Source organism: Aeromicrobium sp. (assembly GCF_014378035.1).
GTDB lineage: Bacteria > Actinomycetota > Actinomycetes > Propionibacteriales > Nocardioidaceae > Aeromicrobium.
Genome location: NZ_JACMOM010000163.1, coordinates 15884 through 35492, shown reverse-complemented (window position 1 = coordinate 35492; position 19609 = coordinate 15884). Strand labels below are relative to the sequence as shown.

Sequence of the window (19609 nt, the reverse complement as noted above, 5' to 3'; positions counted from 1 at the left end):
TCACCCCACCCCGCTCGGTGACACTAGGCTTGCGCTGCGCTCCCGTAGCCCAATTGGCAGAGGCAGATGGCTTAAACCCGTCACAGTGTGGGTTCGACCCCCATCGGGAGCACACGATTCTCGACCCTGTCTCCCAGACCCGCCGGTGGACCGTCGACTGCGCTGGCTGAACCGAGAAGGCGCCCTCGTGGTGCCTTGGTCACTCCGACGAGGGACCTTCGCCACTTCTTGCGAATACCCCCGGGTTCTAGCGTCGGGGTGCAGGCAGAAGACAGGAGACAGCCATGAGGAGACTTGTCATTCTCGGCGGCGGAACGGCCGGGACCATGATCGCCAACAAGTTGCGGCACCGCCTCGACCATGGAGAGTGGAGCATCACAGTCGTCGACCGCGACGACGAGCACCACTACCAGCCGGGTTATCTGTTCGTGCCCTTCGGTGGGTACTCCCATGACCAGGTGGTCAGGTCGCGGCACGCGTTCCTTCCCGACGGTGTCGACTTCGTGATCGGCTCGATCGACACGGTGGACACCGCCGACGGCGTGGTACTTCTCGAAGGCGGTCGCGCACTTGCCTATGACCAGCTCGTCATCGCCACTGGCACGACCCCGCATCCGGACCAGACGCCCGGCATGCTTGGCCCGGAGTGGCGGCGCAGCATCTTCGACTTCTACACCCTGGACGGCGCTGAGGCGCTTGCGGAGGCGCTCGCCCGCTTCGACCACGGCAAGCTCGTCGTGCACATCACCGAGATGCCGATCAAGTGCCCGGTTGCGCCCCTGGAGTTCACCTTCCTCGCCGAGGCGTGGCTACGGGATCGCGGGATCCGCGACCGCGTCGAGCTGGTCTACGTGACCCCCTTGGACGGGGCGTTCACCAAGCCGGTGGCCTCGGCCCACCTCGGCGGAATGCTCGAGGAGCGCAAGGTGCACGTCGAGACCGACTTCATGGTCGAACGGATCGACAACGAACGGAAGATGCTGGTCTCCTACGACGAGCGCGAGGTCCCGTTCGACCTGCTGGTGACGATCCCGGTGAACATGGGCGCTGATTTCGTCGGACGCTCGGGGCTCGGCGACGAGCTCAACTACGTACCCGTCGACAAGCACACCCAGCTCTCGAAGAAGTTCGACAACATCTTCGCGATCGGCGACGCCAGCGACATCCCGGCCTCCAAGGCCGGATCGGTCGCGCACTTCTCGGTCGAGATCTTCGTCGGCAACTTCCTCGAGCACATCGCCGGCAGGCCGATGACCGGCGCCTTCGACGGGCACGCCAACTGCTTCGTCGAGTCCGGCAACGACAAGGCCCTGCTGATCGACTTCAACTACGACACCGAGCCCTTGACCGGCAAGTACCCGCTGCCGGTGGTCGGTCCGATGGACCTGCTGAAGGAGACCCGTGCCAACCACCTGGGGAAGCTCGCCTTCCGCTGGGTCTACTGGAACGTCCTGCTCCCCGGCCGTCCTGTCCCGCTCCCAGCCTTGATGTCGATGGCCGGGAAGAACCTACCCGCAACCGAATCAGAGAAGCAGGAGACCTGACATGCCCACCACCACGATCGACAGCCACGAGATCCACGTCGACGACGAGGGGTTCATGACGCAGTACGACGAGTGGACCGAGGACCTGGGACGGGCGCTCGCCGCCCAGATCGGTGTCGAGATGAGCGACGAGCACTGGAAGGCGATCCGCTTCCTGCGCAGCGACTTCCCTGAGCAGGGCGAGACCGCGACCCTGCGCAGGGTGGCCACCGTGGGCGGGCTGCCCACCAAGCAGCTCTTCACCCTGTTTCCCAAGAAGCCGGCCAAGAAGATGGCCTACATCGCCGGGCTTCCGAAGCCTCGCGGTTGCGTGTGAGTCGAACAGGAGACACCGACATGACCACCACCGAGACAGCCCCGATCATTCCGTCCTTCGGCGATGAGGAGAGCGGCCGCAAGCTCGCGATCATCTGCTCCAAGGGCAACCTGGACATGGCCTACCCCGGCCTCATCATGGCCAACGCCGCGCTCGGCGAGGGAGTGGAGACGCATCTGTTCTTCACGTTCTGGGGCTTCGACATGATCAACAAGAAGACGATGGGCGACCTGAAGTTCACCATGCTCGGGAACACTGCGGCACACATGCCGCAGGGACTTGGAGGGGTGCCGGGCATGACCGCGATGGCCACGCACCAGATGAAGAAGTCGATCGCGGAGGTCGGAGTGCCCGAGGTGCCCGAGTTTCTTCAGCAGATCGTCGACTCCGGTGGCCACCTGTGGGCCTGCCGGATGTCGGCCGACATGCAACATCTGGAGGCTGAAGACCTCTACGACGAGGTTGAAGCCATCATCAGCGCCTCGGACTTCATCGAGAAGACCGTGGGAGCGCAGATGCTCTTCATCTAGGGGCTGTCACTGCGCCGTTCGGCCGATCTGTCGGCGCAACGTCAGCCCACTGACCAGCATGGCGGAGGCCAACGCTGCGCCGACCCCTTCACCCACCCGCAGTCGCAGGTCCAGCAACGGCTCGAGGCCCAGGTGGTCCAAGACTGCGGGGTGCGCGACTTCACGGCTGCGCTGGCCGGCAACGAGATACGCCGCTGCACCGGGCTCGATGCGGACCGCCACGAGGGCAGCGACGCTGGTGGCAAGGCCGTCGAGCACGCTGACCGCCCCGGTGGACGCGGCACCCAGCACCACCCCTGCAAGGACACAGAATTCAGGTCCACCCAGCGCGGCGAGTGCCTCCTCGGGAAGCAGCAGGTCCAGGCTTCGCGCTTTCTGCACTCTCGCGAGGGCGGCTTCGACGACGTCGATCTTGCGCTGCATCATGTCGGTGTCTGACCCGGCACCCAGCCCCACCACCTCGACTGCGGGTAGTCCCAACAACGCCGCCGCGAGGGTGGCGGCCACCGTGGTGTTGCCGATGCCGACTTCGCCGAGCGCCACGAGGACGTGATTTCTGCCGGCGGCAACCCCGAGACTGCGGCCACGCTCAAGCAGGTCCGACACCTGATGGGCAGACATGGCGTCAGAGTTGACGAGGTCGCCCGTCGCACTGCCGGCGTCCACCGGGCTGAAGGCGAGACCGGCCGCCGCAGCCGCGACGGCGCCAGCGGACTCGCCCACGCGACTTGCCGCGAGCACGTCCTCAGTCACGGAGTCGCGGTAGGCGGAGATGCCGTGGGCCGTGGCTGGATGCCGGCCCGCGACCAGGATCAGCTGGCCGGTCGGCGCGTTCTCTCCACGTCCCTGCGCCGCGGCCTCGACCCGGTCGACGTAGCGGTCCAGCGTCCCGAGCGAGCCCGGCGGGGTCAGCAGCACGTCGGCCTCGTCCCGGGCGCCCACCACGGCGTCGTTGAGGGGCGCTCGCAGGCGCGACGGCGGCGCCGGGGTGGCCTCGCTCCAGCGTTCGGCGAAGATCACCTCGTCGACCGGCTGCCGACGTGACCAACCTGCCCGCTCCAAGCCCGGGGCCGGGGGACGCTCGTCGGGCCAACCCAGACAGAGCCAGCCCAGGGTGACCACCCCGTCGGGCACCCCGACCAGGGCCTCGAGGTCGGACTGCTCGAACAGGGTGACCCAGCCGACTCCCAGACCCTCGGCTCGCGCGGCCAGCCAGAGGTTCTGGATGGCGCAGGCGCACGACCACATGTCAGCGTCGGGGAACGTCGCCCGCCCGAGCACTCCCGCAGGCGCCGTACGCCGGTCGCAAGCGACGACCACCCCGATGGGAGCCTCGCGGATCCCCTCGAGCTGCAGGTCCAGCAACCGTCTGGCGGCGTCGGCCTCCAGCTGTCGGGCTTGCCGGAGGCGCTGCTCGTCGGCCATCCGTGCGGCCCGGTCCCTGGTGGCGGGGTCGGACACCACGATGAAGCGCCACGGCTGGCTGTGCCCGACGGACGGCGCCATGTGCGCGGCAGCCAGCACCCGACGCACGAGCTGCGGGTCGACCGGGTCGGGGCGGAAGCGGCGTACGTCACGACGGGCGCCAAGGACCTCGTAGAACGCCTCTCGAGCGGCCGTCGGGAAGGCCCACCCCTCGACCTCGGCGGCACGTTCGGCCGCCGAGGTCGAGTCACCGAGGAGAGGTACGGGCCGGTTCCACGTCATGTGGGACGAGTGTAGGTCGGCTCCTCCACGTAGATCGACGACCCCATCTCCACGAACTGCGTGGACTTCTGCGCCATGCCGGAGGCCACGTAGTCACGAACGTCCTGGCTGATTCTCATCGAGCAGAACTTCGGGCCGCACATCGAGCAGAAGTGCGCGGTCTTCGAGGCCTCGGCGGGCAGGGTCTCGTCGTGGAACTCCTGCGCGGTGTGCGGGTCGAGCGACAGCGCGAACTGGTCGTGCCAGCGGAACTCGAAACGTGCCTTGGACAGTGCGTCGTCCCAGTCGCGCGCCCCGGGGTGTCCCTTGGCGATGTCAGCGGCGTGGGCGGAGAGCTTGTACGTGATCACACCGGTCTTGACGTCGTCGCGGTTCGGCAGCCCGAGGTGCTCCTTGGGGGTGACGTAGCACAGCATCGCGGTGCCGTGCATCGCGATGGCCGCCGCCCCGATGGCCGAGGTGATGTGGTCGTAGCCGGGCGCAATGTCGGTGGCCAGCGGGCCGAGGGTGTAGAACGGGGCGCCGTGGCACCAGTCCTGCTGCAGCACGACGTTCTGCTCGACGAGGTTCAGCGGCACGTGGCCGGGACCCTCGACCATGACCTGCACGTCGTGCGCCCACGCTCTCTGGGTCAGCTCGGCGAGGGTGCGAAGCTCGGAGAGCTGGGCTTCATCGTTGGCGTCGGCGGTACAGCCGGGCCGCAGGCCGTCCCCGAGGGAGAAGGACACGTCGTAGCGGGCGAAGATCTCGCACAGCTCGTCGAAGTGGGTGTAGAGGAAGTTCTCCTCGTGGTGGGCCAGGCACCAGCCAGCCATGATCGCCCCACCGCGCGAGACGATGCCGGTGATCCGCTGTGCGGTGAGGGGGACGTAGCGCATCAGAACGCCAGCGTGCACGGTCATGTAGTCGACGCCCTGCTCGCACTGCTCGATGACGGTGTCGCGGTAGATCTCCCAGGTCATCTTCGAGGCGTCGCCGTCGACCTTCTCCAGGGCCTGGTAGATCGGGACGGTGCCGATCGGGACCGGCGAGTTGCGCACGATCCACTCGCGGGTGGTGTGGATGTCCTCACCCGTCGAGAGGTCCATCACCGTGTCGGCGCCCCAGGTCACCGCCCAGGTCATCTTGTCGACCTCCTCGGCGATCGAGCTGGTCACCGCGGAGTTGCCGATGTTGGCATTGATCTTCACCAGGAACCGCTTGCCGATGATCATCGGCTCGGCCTCGGGGTGGTTGACGTTGGCCGGGATGATCGCGCGTCCGGCGGCGACCTCGGTGCGAATCACTTCGACGTCCATCCCCTCGCGGATCGCCACGTACTCCATCTCGGGGGTGACGACACGTTGACGGGCGTAGTGCATCTGGGTCACGGTGCGCCCGGGCTGGGAGCGGCGGGGACGGGCCCGCTGTCCGTGCCACTGCTCATGCGCCTCACCCCGGCGCACGGCCGTCCTGCCGTCGTCGAGCAGCTGCGTCTCGCGGCCGTCGTACTCCTCGGTGTCGGCTCGCTCGTCGAGCCAGGCCCTGCGCAGGGCAGGCAGGCCGACCTCGGGGTCGCTGCCGGGGCCGGCCGTGGCGTAGCGGTCGAAGGTGTCGCCGTTGGTGAGCGCGACGCGCGTGAACGGCACGGCGACGTCGTCGCGTGAGCCGGTGCGGTGCACGGTGCTGTGCGAGGGATGGATGTGCATCAGTTCTCCTTGTGGGGGTGGGTGAATACGTGAGCGACCGGGCCTCGGCCGCGGCCGAGCTGCCAGGTGGCGGAGGTGGCAAGCGCGCGGGCCACGAAGGACTGGGCGAGCCGGACCGCGGGCCCGAGGTCGAGGCCGCGGGCGAGGTGGACGGCGAGTGCCGCGCTGAAGGTGCACCCGGTGCCGTGGTCGTTGCTGCTCGGCACGGCGGGGTGCTCCAGGACCGCGAGGTGCCCGAGACGGTCGATGACCACGTCACGACACACTCGTGCGCAGGGGTCGCCTCCCGTGAGCACGACGGCTGGCGCGATCTCGTGCAGGGCTCGGGCGATCTCCGGCAGCGGTCGCTCGGGATCGAGGCCGGTGAGGCGCACGGCCTCGTGGAGGTTGGGAGTCACCACCGCGCATCGGGGCAGCAGAACGTCACGGTAAGCCGTGACGAGGAGGTCGTCGCCGAGCACGGCCCCGCTGGTCGCCACCAGCACGGGGTCAACCACCAGCGGGACCGACACGGCCACCAGATCGGCCACGATGTGGGCCACCTCCGCCGATCCGAGCATGCCTGCCTTGGCCGCAGCCACCGGCAGGTCGTCGAAGACGGCGACTATCTGAGCTCGTACATCAGCGGCGGCCAGCGGCACGATCGCGTGAACGCCGGTCGTGTCCTGCGCCGTGACCGCCGTGACCGCACAGGTCCCGTGAGCGCCGAGCGCCGCGAACGTGGTGAGGTCGGCCGCGAGTCCGGCGGCACCTCCCGAATCGGTGCCGGCGATGCTCAGCACCACGGGCGGGCCGTTCACGCTGTCCCCACCAGCAACTGCTCGATCACGGCAGCCGGGTCCGGGGCCCGCATCACGACCCCCATCACCGCCAGCCCGTGCGCCCCCGCGGCGCGCAGCTCGCGGACGTTGCCGACGTCGGCCCCGCCCAGGGCAAGCACCGGCACGTCTCCCGCAACCGCGACGGCCCGGCGAACACCGGCGACACCGATGGGCGGGCCATAGCCCGGCTTGGAAGCGCTGATGGCGACGGGGGAGATGGTCACGTAGTCGGCGCCCTGGGCGACCGCCCGCTCGACCTCGTCCTCGTGGTGGCACGAGCGGCCGAGCGTCCCGGCGTCACCTGCGTCCGCGACCGGCTGGTGAGCGGCGAGGTGAACGCCGCGGGTCCCGGGCAGCGGGCGACGAGCCGCGATGACCCGCACGTGGTGGGCGAGGAGCAGCGCGAGCTCGGTGCGTCGGTCCTCAGGGAGGTCGAGCTCACGGAGGACGACGACGGTGAGCCCGGCCTCCGAGCACCGGGCCACGGTCGTGACGAGGTCTCGCCCGGGGGGTAGCTGGTGGCGGTCGGTCAGCAGGAGCAGCCGGGTCATCAGATCTCGACCCGCCCATGCATCGGACTCGAGGCGCGGGCCTGCTCGCGCCGTGGGATCCGGCCGGAGCTGTGGGCCAGCTCGCCTGCCTGCACCCCCAGGCGCATGGCGCGGGCCATCGACACCGGATCCTCAGACCTTGTGACGGCGGTGGCCACCAGGACCGCGTCACAGCCGAGCTCCATGGCGTGAGCGGCCTCGCTGGCCGTGCCGATGCCGGCGTCCAGGACGAGGGGCACGGACACCGCCGCGCGCACAGTCTCGATCGCATGTGGGTCGGCGATTCCCCGTCCCGACCCGATCGGTGAGCCGAGCGGCATCACCGCGGCGCACCCGACGTCGACCAGGCGCCGCGCGACCACCGGGTCCGCAGTCGTGTAGGGCAGCACCGTGAAACCGAGGTCCACCAGAATGGCGGCGGCCTCCACCAGCTCGACCACGTCGGGAAGCAAGCTGATCTCGTCGCCGGTCACCTCCAGCTTCACCCAGTCGGTCTGGAGCGCCTCTCGAGCGAGCTCGGCGGTCAGAACCGCCTCCCGGGCGCTCAGGCAGCCGGCCGTGTTGGGCAGGAGGCGCACGCCCAGCTCGCGAAGCACCGTGAGCAGACCGTTCGGCCCGGTGTCGGAGGTTCGCCGCATCGAGACCGTCACCAACCCTGGCCGACCGGCCTCGACGACCCGGCGGACGGTGTCGTGGCTGGTCAGGCCGCCTGTGCCGAGCCACAGGCGGCTCGGGAGCTGAATCCCGGCTATCTCCATCCCGAGGTCGGCTTCGTCGTCCACGCCGATCACCCGCCCTGGTGGGCGGTGATGACCTCGATGCGGTCATGTTCCCGCAGCATGGTCGACGGCCAGTCGCCGCGACAGACGACAGCACCGTTCACCGCGACAGCGATGCCCCGGGCGTCCGTCACCACGCTTGGAAGGCAGGCACCATCGGGTATCTCGTGCGCTTGTCCGTTCAGGTCTACGTGCATTGGTCCTCGTCTCTTTCCGAAAGGTCGAAGCGGTTGGGGAGGAAGGCGCGAGCGGCGTGCGGGACCTCGCGCTCGGCGACATGGGCGCAGATGGCCGCCGCCGTGATCGGAGCCAGCAGCACACCGCCGCGGTGGTGGCCGCCGGCGAGAAGGCGCCGGGCTGGTCCGTGGACGGGCACGGGGCCGATCAGGGGGCCGTTGTCGGGGCTTCCAGGCCGGTCCCGAGCCACGACCTCCAACACGTGGGCCGTCTCGAGCCCCGGGACCAGGGCGCGAGCGGTCTCCAGGAGCCGCGCCACACCGCCCACGGTCGGCATGGGCGCTGTCTGCTCCGCGGGGTGCTCCTCCTCGGTCGCGCCGATCACCAGCTCGCCGTCATGGCGGGGCACCACGTACACCCGCTCACCGTGCAGTCGGGCGCGCAGCACGCACGTCGGGGCATCAGGGGTTCGTACCCGGACGATCTCGCCGCGCACGGGCCGCACGCGAGGCAAGCCCGTGGCCCCGGTGGCCAGCACGACGACATCCGCGCGCAACCGGGTTCCGTCCTCGAGCAGGACGCCGTCCTCCGTAGGGACGGCCCGTTGCCGCACGACGCAATCACCGAGCACCGCCAACAAGGCGGCCACCACCCGGCGAGGGTTGACCTGGTGGTCGTCGGGGAGGAAGGCCCCACCAAGGACGCGGCTCGACAGCCGAGGTTCCTTGACCTTCAGATCGCGCCGGTCGAGCTCGTCGACACGGACCCCGGCGAGCGACAGGAGGCGGCAGGTCCGTCGGACTTCTTCGAGGTCGCTGCGGTCACCCGCCACCAGCAGCGTCCCGTCGGCGCGCAGGTCGACGTCCACGCCCGAGCGTTCGCTCAGGCCCGCAGCGAAAGAGGGCCACCGCGCCAGGGACTCCCGCCCGAGTCGGAGCAGAGACTCCTCTCCGAACCACGCCTCACCGCCCGGCGCGAGCATCCCCGCTGCGGCGTAGGTCGCGCCCGCGCCGGGTGATGGATCGCAGAGGGTGACGCGGTGGCCGGCCCGGACCAGCTCGTCGGCGCATGCGAGCCCGACGATGCCGCCACCGACGACCACCACGGACTGGCCGTCCTCGGACCCGTTCACGCGGCGTGGACCAGGTCGACGATCTCCTTCGCGGCACGGGGTGGGTCGAGCGCCTGCCACACGGCCGCCACCACGGCAACGCCGTGGGCTCCGGCGCGCAGGACGGCCGGGACCCGGCCGGCGGTGATGCCGCCGATGGCGATCGTGGGGAGCGCCAGGGCAGCCGCGCTCAGCGCACCCAGCCCGATCGGGGCGGGCAGCCCGATCTTCGTCGTGGAGGCGTGCACCGGGCCGACCCCGGCATAGTCCGCACCGTCGGCCCGTGCCCGCTCGGCGTCCGCACCATCGCGGCAGGTTGCGCCGATCAGGAAACCGGCCGGAACCATGGCCCGCGCGTCCGCCACCGGCAGGTCGTTCGATCCCAGGTGGACGCCGTCAGCTCCCGCAGCGAGGGCAAGGTCGAGGCGGTCGTTGACGAGCACGCGCGCTCCCCGGGGGCGAACGACGCTAACGACCGCGCGCGTCCACGCCACCAGCTCGCGGTCGGTCGCTCCCTTGGCGCGAACCTGGATCGCGTCCACGCCGACGTCAACGACCGCGGTCACGAGTTGGAGCGCGACCTCGTCGAGGTGAGGGAAATGGGTGATGAGATGAATACGTGGCAACACGTCGCAAGCACTTCCTTCGCCGGCATGACCCGGAGCAGGTTCGACGGTCGGGGCTGCTTCAGCCCCTTCTCAGCCCGATGCATCGGGCTCCCGTGTGGATGCCGCCGACCCTAGCACCAGATCCGGGGATGGCTCAGCACTCCGGCGAGCGCCTGGTCCTGCGTCGCCCTACTGTGACAGGACTTGCCCAGTCACACGTGCTCGAGAGGGCCCGATCCCGCGGAGGAACCATGAGTCTCAACGTCGTCGCCGTCATCACTGCCAAGCCCGGCTCGGAAGATGCCGTCCGCGAGGCCATGAAGGCGCTGGTCGCACCCACCCGCGAGGAGGAGGGCTGCCTGTCGTACCACCTGTCGGAGTCGACTGCGACCCCCGGCACGTTCATCACTGTCGAGGAGTGGAGCGCGCCGTCTGACCTGGACCTGCACATGCAGACCCCGCACATCCAGGAGGCACTGACGGTGCTCGGCAGCGAGCTCGCCGCCCCTCCGGCCATCCACCCGCTCAACCCCCTCGACTGATCCCAGATTTGAAAGGTTGACGTGCACGCCGGTCCGTCAGGTGAACGGGAACCCTTCAAACCTGGAAGGCCGTTCGGGTCAAGCGTCCAGGCGTTCGTTCAACCCGGCGGCGAGGCCGACGATGGTCAGCCAGTCCACGAATCCGCCGCCCAGGGCGGCGAGGCGTTCGTGCTTGATGTTGTCCATGCGCAGGCGCAGATGGACGCGGGTGGTGCCGCCCGACAGCCCGGTCAGGGTGATCGCCCACGACAGGTGCGTCCGGCCTCGCGTGCTGAGGTGCACGAGGGTCGACGGTGAGTCGAGAATGGCAACCTCGAAGGTCGCGTCCTTGCCACCCCAGTCGGGGATCACGTCGCCGACCGAGAGGCGCTGCAGCTCGCGGTCGATGTGTCGCAGGGAGCGGCGTCCGGCCGGGACGAGCCGTTCGACCACCCGGGGGAGGTACCACCCGGCGCGCTGCTTGCCGAGCTGGACGAACCACGGCCAGACCTGCTCACGGGCCGCCTCGAGCGTGAACGCACGATTCATCACGACGGTGGCGCCGGGCACGATGTCGTCGCCCGCCCGCGGTACCGCCTGCTCTGCATCCGTCGGAGCCACCGAGCGCGAAGCCATCGGGTGCACAGTCATGGCAGGAGCCTAGGCTGGGTGGTCGGATGCCACCAAGGAGAACCAGCATGGACGTACGCACGATGAGCACACGAACACTCGGCCGCACGGGTCGACAGGTCTCTGAGGTGGGGCTCGGCACCTGGCAGCTCGGTGCCGACTGGGGCGACGTCAGCCACGACGAGGCCATGGCAGTGCTGGGTGCTGCGGCCGACAGCGGCGTCACGTTCTTCGACACCGCAGACGTCTACGGCGACGGCCGCAGCGAGCAGCTCATCGGCGAGTTCCGCGCGGCAGATCCCGCTCGCGACATCTTCGTCGCCACCAAGATGGGCCGGCGTGCCGAGCAGGATCCGGTGCACTTCACCCTCGACAACTTCCGCGCCTGGACCGACCGCTCCCGCACCAATCTCGGTGTCGACACGCTCGACCTCGTGCAGCTGCACTGCCCGCCCACGCTGGTGTATTCGGACGACACGGTGTTCGACGCTCTCGACACCCTCGTGCAGGAAGGCGTGATGGCCGCCTACGGAGTCAGTGTCGAGACCGTCGCCGAGGCGCTGACGGCCATCGCGCGTCCTCACGTGGCCAGCGTCCAGATCATCCTCAACGCCTTTCGGCTCAAGCCCCTCGACGAGGTGCTGCCGGCGGCACGGGAAGCCGGCGTCGGCGTCATCGCGCGCGTGCCGCTGGCGTCAGGGCTGCTGTCGGGCCGCTACACGTCTGAGACGACGTTCGCGTCCGATGACCATCGCACCTACAACCGGTCGGGCGAGGCGTTCGACGTGGGTGAGACCTTCTCCGGCGTCGACTACGACACCGGGGTGCGCGCAGCGCAGGAGTTTGCGGCTGCGGTGCCCGAGGGCGTCCGTCCGGCGCAGGCAGCCATCGCGTGGATCCTCGCCCAGGATGGCGTCTCGGCAGTCATCCCCGGCGCCCGCAACGTGGCTCAGGTCCGGTCGAATGCCGGGGCCGCAACGGTCGAGCTTCCCGACACCTTCGACGCGACGGTGCACACCATCTACGACCGCGACCTGCGCGAGGCCATCCACCCGCGCTGGTAGGCAGGCCTCGTGCGGCGGTTCCGAGGGTGGGTCTCTGCCTCATCCGACGTGGTGCTTCCGCGTACGTTCGAAGGGCCCTAGCGTGGACGCATGTCACGAGCCGTCCGTACGACCGTCCTGATCGTTGCCGCTCTGGCAGCCCTGACCGGCTGCAGCGGCTCCGAATCGTCAGGGTCCAGCGACGGCGCCGCGGGCTCGTCGGCCTCGAAGGAGGGCGGGGCTACTGACACGCCCTCCACCAACACGCCCTCCACCGACGCCGGCAACCCGGTGTTGGTCGGCATCACCGACAACCCCGCCACGACGATGGCGATGCGGGAAAACGGCTTCACCCCCGACACGGTGACGATCAAGGTGGGCGATGTCGTGGAGCTCACGAGTGGCGACGACCTCGTCCACAGCATCGTGGCGGGAACGCTGCCCGGCATGAGCGTGGCGAAGGACCTGCCGGAGTACTACCGCTTCGACCGGCCAGGAACCTACACGATGACTGACGAGATCAACGAGCACACGGCCACCGTCATGGTGAAGTAGGCACGGCCGACAGCACGAAGTCGACCAGCGACGTCGCATACTCCTGGACGTCGAGGGCTTCACGGGCGGCCAGGTCGTCGGGGGTGACCAGAGAGTGCATCAACGCCGCGCCGAAGAGTGCGTCGAGCAGCAGCGTGACCGATGAGTCGTGGGCGATCTCGCCCCGGGCGATGCCGCGCCTCACGACGGCCCGCGCCGCCCGGACCTGTGCCTCGCGCCACGTCTCCCATGGCCCACGAAGGTCAGGTGTCAACGGAGCCTCTGTCGTCATCCGGAGGGCCGCATCCCTGAGGTCGCCGACGTACGAAGCGAGGTGGTGCCGTGCCAGCGCGATGAGGTCACCGCGCAGCGATCCGGTGTCGACGTCCCCGACCTGCACGAGAGTGTCGACCAAGGCGTTGACGAGCAGCTCACGCTTGTCGGACCACCGCAGGTAGATGGACGCCTTGCCGACGGCGGCCTCCCGCGCGACGGCGTCGATGCTGAAGCCCGCCCAGCCATTGCGGCCGTAGACGACGCAGGCCGCCACGTGCACCCGTCGCTCCAGGTCGGGGTCGCGGGGACGGCCGGGCGACGTCATACGGGTCATGCCGGCGCCTCCGCCAATACTGAACGCACACCGTCAGTATACTGGTTGCATGACCACGGATGCCGCAGCCCTCGCCGACCTCGACCCACGTACACCCGTGCTCGTGGGTGTCGGCCAGTCGGCCGAACGAGTCGACGACCCCGACTACCGAGGGCTCTCGGCCGTGGGTCTGGCGGCGCAGGCCGCCATCCGCGCCCTCACCGACTCCGGCGTCGCCCCGGCGACAGTCGCGGCAAAGATCGACATCATTGCCGCAGTCCGGCAGTTCGAGATCTCGACACCCATCGGCTCGGCACCGTTGGGACGATCGACCAACGTCGCGCGGTCGATCGCCCGCGACATCGGCGCCGACCCGGACCGCGCGATCCTCGAGGTCACCGGCGGGCAGGGTCCGCAGCACCTCGTGGCCGAGCTCGGCGACGTGATCGCTGCCGGTGACGCGGACGTCGTCCTGCTGGTCGGCTCGGAGGCGATCTCGACGGCGCGCCATCTGTCGAAGGCCGATGACAAACCGGACTTCACCGACGACCCCGCGGGGACGGTCGAGGACCGCGGCTACGGGCTGCGCGGCATCGTGACGCTGCCGCAGGTGCGTCACGGGCTGACCGACGCGACGAGCCAGTATGCGTTGCTGGAGCATGCGCGCCGTGCCCGGCTCGGACTGTCGCGTGAGGCGTACGCCCGGTCGATGGGCGAGCTCTTTGCACCGTTCACCCGTGTTGCGTCGGCCAATCCGCTGTCGGCGGCACCGACCGCCCGGACGGCCGAAGAGCCCGTGACCATCACCGAGCGCAACCGCCTGGTGGCCGACCCCTACCCCCGTTTCCTGATCGCCCGCGACCAGGTCAACCAAGGTGCAGCGGTGCTGATGATGTCGGTCGGCGCAGCCCGCGACCTCGGTGTGCCCGAGGAAAGATGGGTCTTCGTGCACGGGCATGCCGACACCGTCGAGCTCTCGATCGTCGACCGTCCCGACCTGGACGCGGCTCCTGCCGCGGTCCTGGCGGTCAAGCACGCGCTGGAGATGGCCGGCATCGGAGCAGACGACCTGACGCACCTCGACCTCTACAGCTGCTACCCGATCGCCGTGTCCGCCGTCTGCGACGGACTCGGCCTCGACCCCGGTGACCCACGCGGGCTGACCCTCACGGGCGGCCTGCCCTTCTTCGGCGGTGCGGGCAACAACTACTCGATGCACGCCATCGCCGAGGTCGTCGACCGTCTGCGCGCTGGGCCCGGCTCGCTCGGGTTGGTGGGGGCCAACGGCGGCATCCTGTCGAAGTACTCCGCTGGCGTCTACTCCACGACGCCGACGCCGTGGCAGACCGTCGACGCACCGGCGCTGCAGGCCCGCCTCGATGCCGTGCCGAAGGCCGCGACCACGTCGACCCCCGACGGCTGGGCCACGATCGAGACCTACACCGTCGTGCACGACCGGGTCGGCGCCACGGGCATCGTCGTCGGCCGGCTCGAGGCGGATGGTCGGCGGTTCTGGGCCACCACGGTCGACGGTGACGACGACGTACTGGCCGTGCTCACGGGCGGGGAGGAGCCGATCGGGACGCGCGTCTTCGCCCGATCCTTCGGCTACGGCAACCGCGTCACCGTGAGCAGGCAGCGCGCCGACGAGCTGATCCCGCGGGCCGCCGATGGACTCCGCGAAGACTACGACCACATCTCGGTACGACGCGACGGTCGTGTGCTCGAGGTGACCCTGCAGCGGCCCGAGGTGCGCAACGCGCTGCACTCCCCGGCGCACGTCGAGCTCGAGCAGGTCTTCGACACCTTCTTCGCCGACCCCGAGATGTGGGTCGCGATCATTACCGGTGCGGGCGACGACGCCTTCTGCGCGGGCAACGACCTGACCGCTTCGCCGGCCGAGGGTGGGGGCTTCCCGTGGTTCCCCGACACTGGGTTCGGCGGGCTGACGTCGCGCCGGGCCATGCTCAAGCCGGTCATCGCGGCCGTGAACGGCGCGGCGATGGGTGGCGGCTTTGAGATCGTCCTGGCCTGCCACCTCGCGGTCGCCGACGAGTCGGCGCGCTTCGCCCTGCCCGAGGTCAAGGTCGGCCTGTTCGCCGCTGCCGGCGGAGTCGTCCGTCTGCCCCGCAGCATCCCCGACAAGATCGCCAACGAGCTCATCCTGACGGGTCGGCAGGTGCCCGCGGACGAGGCCCTCGCACTCGGACTGGTCAGCCGGGTCGTGCCGAAGGGGAGTGTGATGGACGCGGCGCGCGAGCTCGCGGCCCAGGTCGTGGCGGTGTCGCCGACCTCAGTGCGGCTGTCGCTGGAGACCATCGAGGCCACGCGGGGCATCGCCGACGTCGTCGAGGCCGCGCGGCAGCAGACCGACGCGATGGACCAGCTGCTCATCAGCGAGGACACCCTCGAGGGAGTCATGGCCTTCGCCGAGAAACGGGCTCCGGTGTGGAAGAACCGTTGACAGCCGACGCACTAGGCTGGCCCCAGCGAGGTGAGCATGGACCCGGAGGCACGATTCGACGAGATCGTCGATGAGCTGGCGCCCAGAGGCGTCCTGCCCGGTGCATTGTTCGGCTCACGCTCACTGACGTACGAGGGCAAGGCGTTCGCGAGCTTTCGCGGCGAGAGGCTCGCGGTCAAGCTGGTCGGCGGCTCCGCGACGCACACCGAGGCGTTGGCACTCGACGGGGTGCAACCCTTCGACCCGTCCGGCAAGGGCCGACCGCTCAAGGACTGGGTTGCGGTACCGGCATCGCAGGGCCAGGCCTGGCCCCGACTGACCGAGGCGGCCCTCGCGGCTGTGCTCGGGCAAGGTGGCGCCTGATCTTCTCGTCACCGGACCCGGCGTGCGACCCCTCCTACGTCGCGGTCGCGCTGCTCACACTGCAGAGGACGTTCTCCGCACTCGAGGGCTGCCGCCGGGCATCTGGATCACCAGGCCGAGGCTTCCGGCCTGATCGTCAGGTGATGGTGATCAGGCAGTGCTGATCAGGCAGTGCTGATCAGGACTGCCTGATCCGCATGGCCGCCCAGGTCTCGTCGAGCGCTATCGACTCGACGGCGCTCCAGCCGAAGTCGCCGATCAGGTCCTGGATCGTGTCCTCGTTGAGGTCGACGTGGCTCTGCGGGTACGAGATCCACACGATCGGGATGGACCCGAGCTGGGGCATCACCTCATCGAGGTCGTCGACCAGCTCGGCCCGGCTGCCGACGAACAACAGCGCAGCGTCTACCCGTTCGGGCCGGTCCTCGTCGCGCTCCTCGATGGCTTCGGCGCCTTCGGGCAGCGGGTCGAGCAGACCCGTCTCCTCGGCGGTCCGGCCGATCGTCCAGATGACGAAACCGTCCGTGATGCGCAGCTTCTCGGCGTTGGTCGTCTCGATCATCCCCACATCCTAGGGCGTCCGTCTCACGGCGCTGACGTCTCGGATGGTGCGGCCGACTGCGAGGCCCTTGCTCTCGAACCGGGTCAGCGGCCGCTCCTCGAACCGGGGTTCCCACGCGCCGCCGTCGAATTCCGCCGAGCCGGCGATCACGGCCCTGATCTGCTCGGCATAGTCCTCCCAGTCGGTGGCCAACCTCCACGTGCCACCCGGCTCGACGACACGACCGACGTGGGTCGCGAAGTCGGGTGTGACGAGGCGGCGCTTGTGGTGACGAACCTTGTGCCACGGGTCGGGGAACCACATCCGCAGCTCGTGCACCGAGGCCGTCGGCAGCATCGTCGCGACGGCCTCCGCCGCGTTCACGATCATCATGCGGACGTTGTCGAGGCCGAGGTGCTGCACCGTCACGAGGGTCTGTGCGATGCCCGGGCGGTAGACCTCGATGCCGAGGAAGTCGTGGTCGCGATGGCGTTCGGCGGAGTGCACGAGCGCGTCACCACGACCCGTGCCGATCTCGACGACCAGGGGTGCCTGACGGCCGAACGTCGCGGTGGCTTCGAAGACGTACGCGGGGTCGACCGAGGTGCTGATGCCGTTGCGCGGGACGTCGAGCACATGGGTCGCGCCGATGGCGTCCCACGCTGCCTGCTGCCGGTCGGAGAGTCGCCCGCCGCGGCGGGTGAACGACACCGGCTCGGTGCGATAGGGCTGTTCGCCTCTGGACCGGTGAGTCTGCACCCGCGCTAGCGTAGAGGTGTGAACACCGAACCCGACACCAAGGACTGGACGTGGGTCCTTCACACACCGTGCGCCGAGTGTGGGCTCACGGCCGGCGACGTCCCACCCGACGAGATCGGTGGGCGGACGCTGGCTGACCTGCCCCGGTGGCAGGCCGTGCTGAGTCGCGTCGAGGCGCGGGAGCGGCCCACTCCCACGACGTGGTCGCCCACGGAGTACGCCTGCCACGTCCGCGACGTCTTCCTGGAGTTCGATGGCCGCGTGCGGCTCATGCTCGAGCAGGACGACCCCGTGTTCACCAACTGGGACCAGGACGAGGCAGCGATCGCCGACGACTACGCCTCGCAGCTTCCGTCGGAGGTCTCGTCCCAGCTCGTCGCTGCCGGCACGGCGTTCGTGACGACACTCGACTCGGTCCCGGCCGATTCGTGGGACCGCACGGGCCTGCGTGACAACGGAGCTGCCTTCACCGTGTCGACGTTGGCGCAGTACTTCCTGCACGACGTCGTCCACCACCTGCACGACGTGCGTGGCTGACGCCGGCCGCGGCGTCGGGACCGACATGGGGGAGTGGGATGCCGTCGTGCTCGCAGGGGGGCGCGGGTCACGCATGGGTGGGGTCGACAAGGCCTCGATCGAGCTCGACGGCGAGACGCTGCTGGCCCGCACCCTGCGTGCAGTCTCCGGGGCGGCGCGGGTCGTCGTCGTGGGAGACGTCGAGGCGCCGGGGCACACCGTCGTGCAGGAGGCGCCGCGCTTCTCCGGCCCTGCCTCCGCGATCGGGGCAGGCGTCGCCGAGGTGCACGCCTCCCACGTCCTCCTGACGGCGTGCGACCAGCCGTTCCTCGCAGACGCGCTTGACCTGCTGCTGGACGCCTGCGCCGGCGGCACCGGTGACGGTGCCATCGCGGTCGACGGCGACAGACGCCGTCAGCACCTGATGAGCGTCGTGCGCACCGAGGCGCTTCGTGACTCCATCCGGTCCCATCCGACCCTGGTCGACCTGTCGGTGCGGGCGCTGCTGGCCCCGCTCGACCTGGTCGAGGTCGTGGTTCCCGCTCGGGCGGCGCTCGACATCGACACGTGGCACGATCAGCAGAGGGCACTGGCGGAAGGACACGATCGTGGCTGACATCTCGCTTGACGACTGGGTGGCCACGGTGGCCGCCGAGCTGGGCATCACCGGTCTCGACGTCGACACCGAGCAGGTGCTCGACCTCGCCTCCGTCGCGGCCCACTCCGTCGTTCGCCCCGCCGCGCCACTCACGACATTCGTCGCCGGCCTGGCGGCCGGACTCGCCGGTGGCTCGCGCGACGGCCTGCGCAAGGCCATCCAGACCGCCACAGCGCTGTGCGAGCGCCAGGGGAACGACGGCTGATGGCCGGCCGGCTCGTCCGCCGCACCAAGGTCACCAAGTTCGCGACCGATGGCACCTCGACGCTGCGGGAGGACTCCCTGGCCGTCGAGGAGCCGCTCGAGGTGCGCGTCAACGGCACCTCGCTGTCGGTGACGATGCGCTCGCCAGGAGACGACTTCGACATGGTGGCCGGCTTCCTCGTCTCCGAGGGGGTGATCTGGTCGGCCGACCAGCTCGTCTCGATGCGCTACTGCGCAGGCACCGATGAGAACGGGCTCCAGACGTTCAACGTCATCGATGCTGAGCTCAGCGCAGACACTCCTCCGCTCGATCTCACGCTCGAGCGGCATGTCTACACCTCGAGCTCGTGCGGCATCTGCGGCACCGCGTCGATCGATGCGGTGCACAAGGTCGCCCACTTCGGCGATCTAGGCGGCGACTCGAGGTACACCTCTGCGCTGCTGGGGTCGCTGCCCGACCGACTTCGTGAGCAGCAGAAGGTGTTCGACCGCACCGGGGGGGTGCACGCGGCGGGACTGTTCGACGCCGCCGGCGAACTCCTGTGTCTCCGCGAGGACGTCGGGCGTCACAACGCCGTCGACAAGGTCGTCGGTTGGGCCCTGCGCGAGGACCGCCTACCGCTGAGCGGGTGCGTCCTGCAGGTATCGGGGCGGGCATCGTTCGAGCTGGTGCAGAAGGCGCACATGGCTGGCATCCCGGTGCTTTCGGCAGTGTCGGCGCCATCGTCGCTGGCCGTCGAGCACGCCGCGTCTGCCGGCATGACGCTGATCGGCTTCAGCCGTGGCAGGGCGTTCAACGTCTACGCCGGGGCCCAGCGCATCGGCTGACCTTCCGACGCGTGCAGACCTTGAGAAGGTTGCGCATTCCAACGACCGGTTCGGGAGCAAACGGACAGGCTGGAGCGTTGGATAGGGTGAAGGCAACGACTCCATCTCGGAGCCGATCCCACGGAGG

Annotated in this window: 24 protein-coding genes, 1 tRNA gene and 1 riboswitch; of the genes, 13 read left to right on the top strand and 12 right to left on the bottom strand. The window is 69.5% G+C overall.

Features of this window, described 5'->3' with window-relative positions:
- Positions 1-38: 38 nt before the first annotated feature.
- The 4 genes from H7290_RS08570 to H7290_RS08555 all read left to right on the top strand — a co-directional run bounded on the left by H7290_RS08570 (position 39) and on the right by H7290_RS08555 (position 2390).
- A tRNA-Leu gene (locus H7290_RS08570) sits at positions 39-112 on the top strand.
- 172 nt (positions 113-284) lie between these two features.
- Positions 285-1544 carry an FAD/NAD(P)-binding oxidoreductase gene (locus H7290_RS08565; RefSeq protein WP_290513599.1) on the top strand — a complete coding sequence of 420 codons (1260 nt, stop codon included), beginning with the start codon at positions 285-287 and terminating at the stop codon, positions 1542-1544.
- 1 nt (position 1545) lies between these two features.
- A complete protein-coding gene (locus tag H7290_RS08560; protein WP_290513598.1) occupies positions 1546-1860 on the top strand; it encodes a TusE/DsrC/DsvC family sulfur relay protein in 315 nt (104 codons plus the stop codon).
- A 20-nt stretch (positions 1861-1880) separates the two neighbouring features.
- Positions 1881-2390, top strand: a complete 510-nt coding sequence (locus H7290_RS08555; RefSeq protein WP_290513597.1) for a DsrE/DsrF/DrsH-like family protein — start codon at positions 1881-1883, stop codon at positions 2388-2390.
- A gap of 6 nt (positions 2391-2396) precedes the next feature.
- Here H7290_RS08555 and bluB read toward each other — a convergent pair whose 3' ends face one another.
- The 8 genes from bluB to thiE form a co-directional block, all read right to left on the bottom strand.
- Entirely contained in the window at positions 2397-4097 is a 1701-nt protein-coding gene (gene bluB / locus H7290_RS08550; RefSeq protein ID WP_290513596.1) for a 5,6-dimethylbenzimidazole synthase, read from the bottom strand.
- Positions 4094-5785 (bottom strand): phosphomethylpyrimidine synthase ThiC, encoded by a 1692-nt coding sequence (gene thiC, locus H7290_RS08545; protein WP_290513595.1) that lies wholly within the window; start codon positions 5783-5785, stop codon positions 4094-4096. The genes bluB and thiC overlap by 4 nt, the downstream gene beginning before the upstream one ends.
- Entirely contained in the window at positions 5785-6585 is an 801-nt protein-coding gene (thiD, locus tag H7290_RS08540) for a bifunctional hydroxymethylpyrimidine kinase/phosphomethylpyrimidine kinase (RefSeq protein ID WP_290513594.1), read from the bottom strand. Before thiD ends, thiC begins: the two co-directional genes overlap by 1 nt.
- A complete protein-coding gene (locus tag H7290_RS08535) occupies positions 6582-7157 on the bottom strand; it encodes a thiamine phosphate synthase (protein WP_290513593.1) in 576 nt (191 codons plus the stop codon). The genes thiD and H7290_RS08535 overlap by 4 nt, the downstream gene beginning before the upstream one ends.
- Entirely contained in the window at positions 7157-7915 is a 759-nt protein-coding gene (locus tag H7290_RS08530; RefSeq protein ID WP_290513600.1) for a thiazole synthase, read from the bottom strand. The genes H7290_RS08535 and H7290_RS08530 overlap by 1 nt, the downstream gene beginning before the upstream one ends.
- Positions 7916-7944: 29 nt before the next feature.
- A complete protein-coding gene (gene thiS, locus H7290_RS08525; protein WP_290513592.1) occupies positions 7945-8073 on the bottom strand; it encodes a sulfur carrier protein ThiS in 129 nt (42 codons plus the stop codon).
- Positions 8074-8123: 50 nt separating this feature from the next.
- Entirely contained in the window at positions 8124-9245 is a 1122-nt protein-coding gene (thiO, locus tag H7290_RS08520; protein WP_290513591.1) for a glycine oxidase ThiO, read from the bottom strand.
- The gene (thiE, locus tag H7290_RS08515) at positions 9242-9850 is read right to left on the bottom strand and encodes a thiamine phosphate synthase (RefSeq protein WP_290513590.1); all 609 of its coding nucleotides are present in this window, start codon (positions 9848-9850) and stop codon (positions 9242-9244) included. The genes thiO and thiE overlap by 4 nt, the downstream gene beginning before the upstream one ends.
- Positions 9848-9957: riboswitch (TPP riboswitch) on the bottom strand. Its footprint overlaps the gene before it by 3 nt.
- Positions 9958-10083: 126 nt before the next feature.
- Between thiE and H7290_RS08510 the strand changes: the two genes are divergently transcribed.
- A complete protein-coding gene (locus H7290_RS08510) occupies positions 10084-10374 on the top strand; it encodes a putative quinol monooxygenase (RefSeq protein WP_290513589.1) in 291 nt (96 codons plus the stop codon).
- 78 nt (positions 10375-10452) lie between these two features.
- On the opposite strand, the gene H7290_RS08505 is transcribed toward H7290_RS08510, so the two are convergent.
- Positions 10453-11004 carry a hypothetical protein gene (locus H7290_RS08505; protein WP_290513588.1) on the bottom strand — a complete coding sequence of 184 codons (552 nt, stop codon included), beginning with the start codon at positions 11002-11004 and terminating at the stop codon, positions 10453-10455.
- Between the two features lie 47 nt (positions 11005-11051).
- Here H7290_RS08505 and H7290_RS08500 point away from each other — a divergent pair, with 47 nt between their 5' ends.
- Positions 11052-12047: an aldo/keto reductase gene (locus H7290_RS08500; protein ID WP_290513587.1), complete on the top strand. Its 996-nt coding sequence runs from the start codon at positions 11052-11054 to the stop codon at positions 12045-12047.
- A gap of 90 nt (positions 12048-12137) precedes the next feature.
- Positions 12138-12581, top strand: coding sequence for a hypothetical protein (locus H7290_RS08495; RefSeq protein ID WP_290513586.1), 444 nt, complete (start codon positions 12138-12140; stop codon positions 12579-12581).
- Here H7290_RS08495 and H7290_RS08490 read toward each other — a convergent pair.
- On the bottom strand, positions 12568-13170 hold the full coding sequence (locus tag H7290_RS08490) for a TetR/AcrR family transcriptional regulator (protein ID WP_290513585.1): 603 nt from the start codon (positions 13168-13170) through the stop codon (positions 12568-12570). The genes H7290_RS08495 and H7290_RS08490 overlap by 14 nt on opposite strands.
- A gap of 49 nt (positions 13171-13219) precedes the next feature.
- On the opposite strand from H7290_RS08490, the gene H7290_RS08485 reads away from it, so the two are divergent.
- Together H7290_RS08485 and H7290_RS08480 are read left to right on the top strand one after the other, a co-directional pair.
- Positions 13220-15613: an acetyl-CoA acetyltransferase gene (locus H7290_RS08485; protein ID WP_290513584.1), complete on the top strand. Its 2394-nt coding sequence runs from the start codon at positions 13220-13222 to the stop codon at positions 15611-15613.
- Between the two features lie 36 nt (positions 15614-15649).
- The gene (locus H7290_RS08480; protein WP_290513583.1) at positions 15650-15976 is read left to right on the top strand and encodes a hypothetical protein; all 327 of its coding nucleotides are present in this window, start codon (positions 15650-15652) and stop codon (positions 15974-15976) included.
- Positions 15977-16154: 178 nt separating this feature from the next.
- On the opposite strand, the gene H7290_RS08475 is transcribed toward H7290_RS08480, so the two are convergent.
- Positions 16155-16538, bottom strand: a complete 384-nt coding sequence (locus H7290_RS08475) for a hypothetical protein (RefSeq protein ID WP_290513582.1) — start codon at positions 16536-16538, stop codon at positions 16155-16157.
- A 9-nt stretch (positions 16539-16547) separates the two neighbouring features.
- The gene (trmB, locus tag H7290_RS08470) at positions 16548-17276 is read right to left on the bottom strand and encodes a tRNA (guanosine(46)-N7)-methyltransferase TrmB (protein ID WP_290513581.1); all 729 of its coding nucleotides are present in this window, start codon (positions 17274-17276) and stop codon (positions 16548-16550) included.
- An 18-nt stretch (positions 17277-17294) separates the two neighbouring features.
- Between trmB and H7290_RS08465 the strand changes: the two genes are divergently transcribed.
- Genes H7290_RS08465 through fdhD form a run of 4 tightly spaced genes read left to right on the top strand, consistent with a single transcriptional unit; the run spans position 17295 to position 19482 of the window.
- Positions 17295-17813 (top strand): DinB family protein, encoded by a 519-nt coding sequence (locus H7290_RS08465; protein WP_290513580.1) that lies wholly within the window; start codon positions 17295-17297, stop codon positions 17811-17813.
- The gene (locus H7290_RS08460) at positions 17806-18408 is read left to right on the top strand and encodes an NTP transferase domain-containing protein (RefSeq protein ID WP_290513579.1); all 603 of its coding nucleotides are present in this window, start codon (positions 17806-17808) and stop codon (positions 18406-18408) included. Before H7290_RS08465 ends, H7290_RS08460 begins: the two co-directional genes overlap by 8 nt.
- Positions 18401-18655, top strand: a complete 255-nt coding sequence (locus H7290_RS08455) for a DUF6457 domain-containing protein (RefSeq protein ID WP_290513578.1) — start codon at positions 18401-18403, stop codon at positions 18653-18655. Before H7290_RS08460 ends, H7290_RS08455 begins: the two co-directional genes overlap by 8 nt.
- The gene (fdhD, locus tag H7290_RS08450) at positions 18655-19482 is read left to right on the top strand and encodes a formate dehydrogenase accessory sulfurtransferase FdhD (protein ID WP_290513577.1); all 828 of its coding nucleotides are present in this window, start codon (positions 18655-18657) and stop codon (positions 19480-19482) included. The genes H7290_RS08455 and fdhD overlap by 1 nt, the downstream gene beginning before the upstream one ends.
- The last annotated feature ends 127 nt before the right edge of the window (positions 19483-19609 follow it).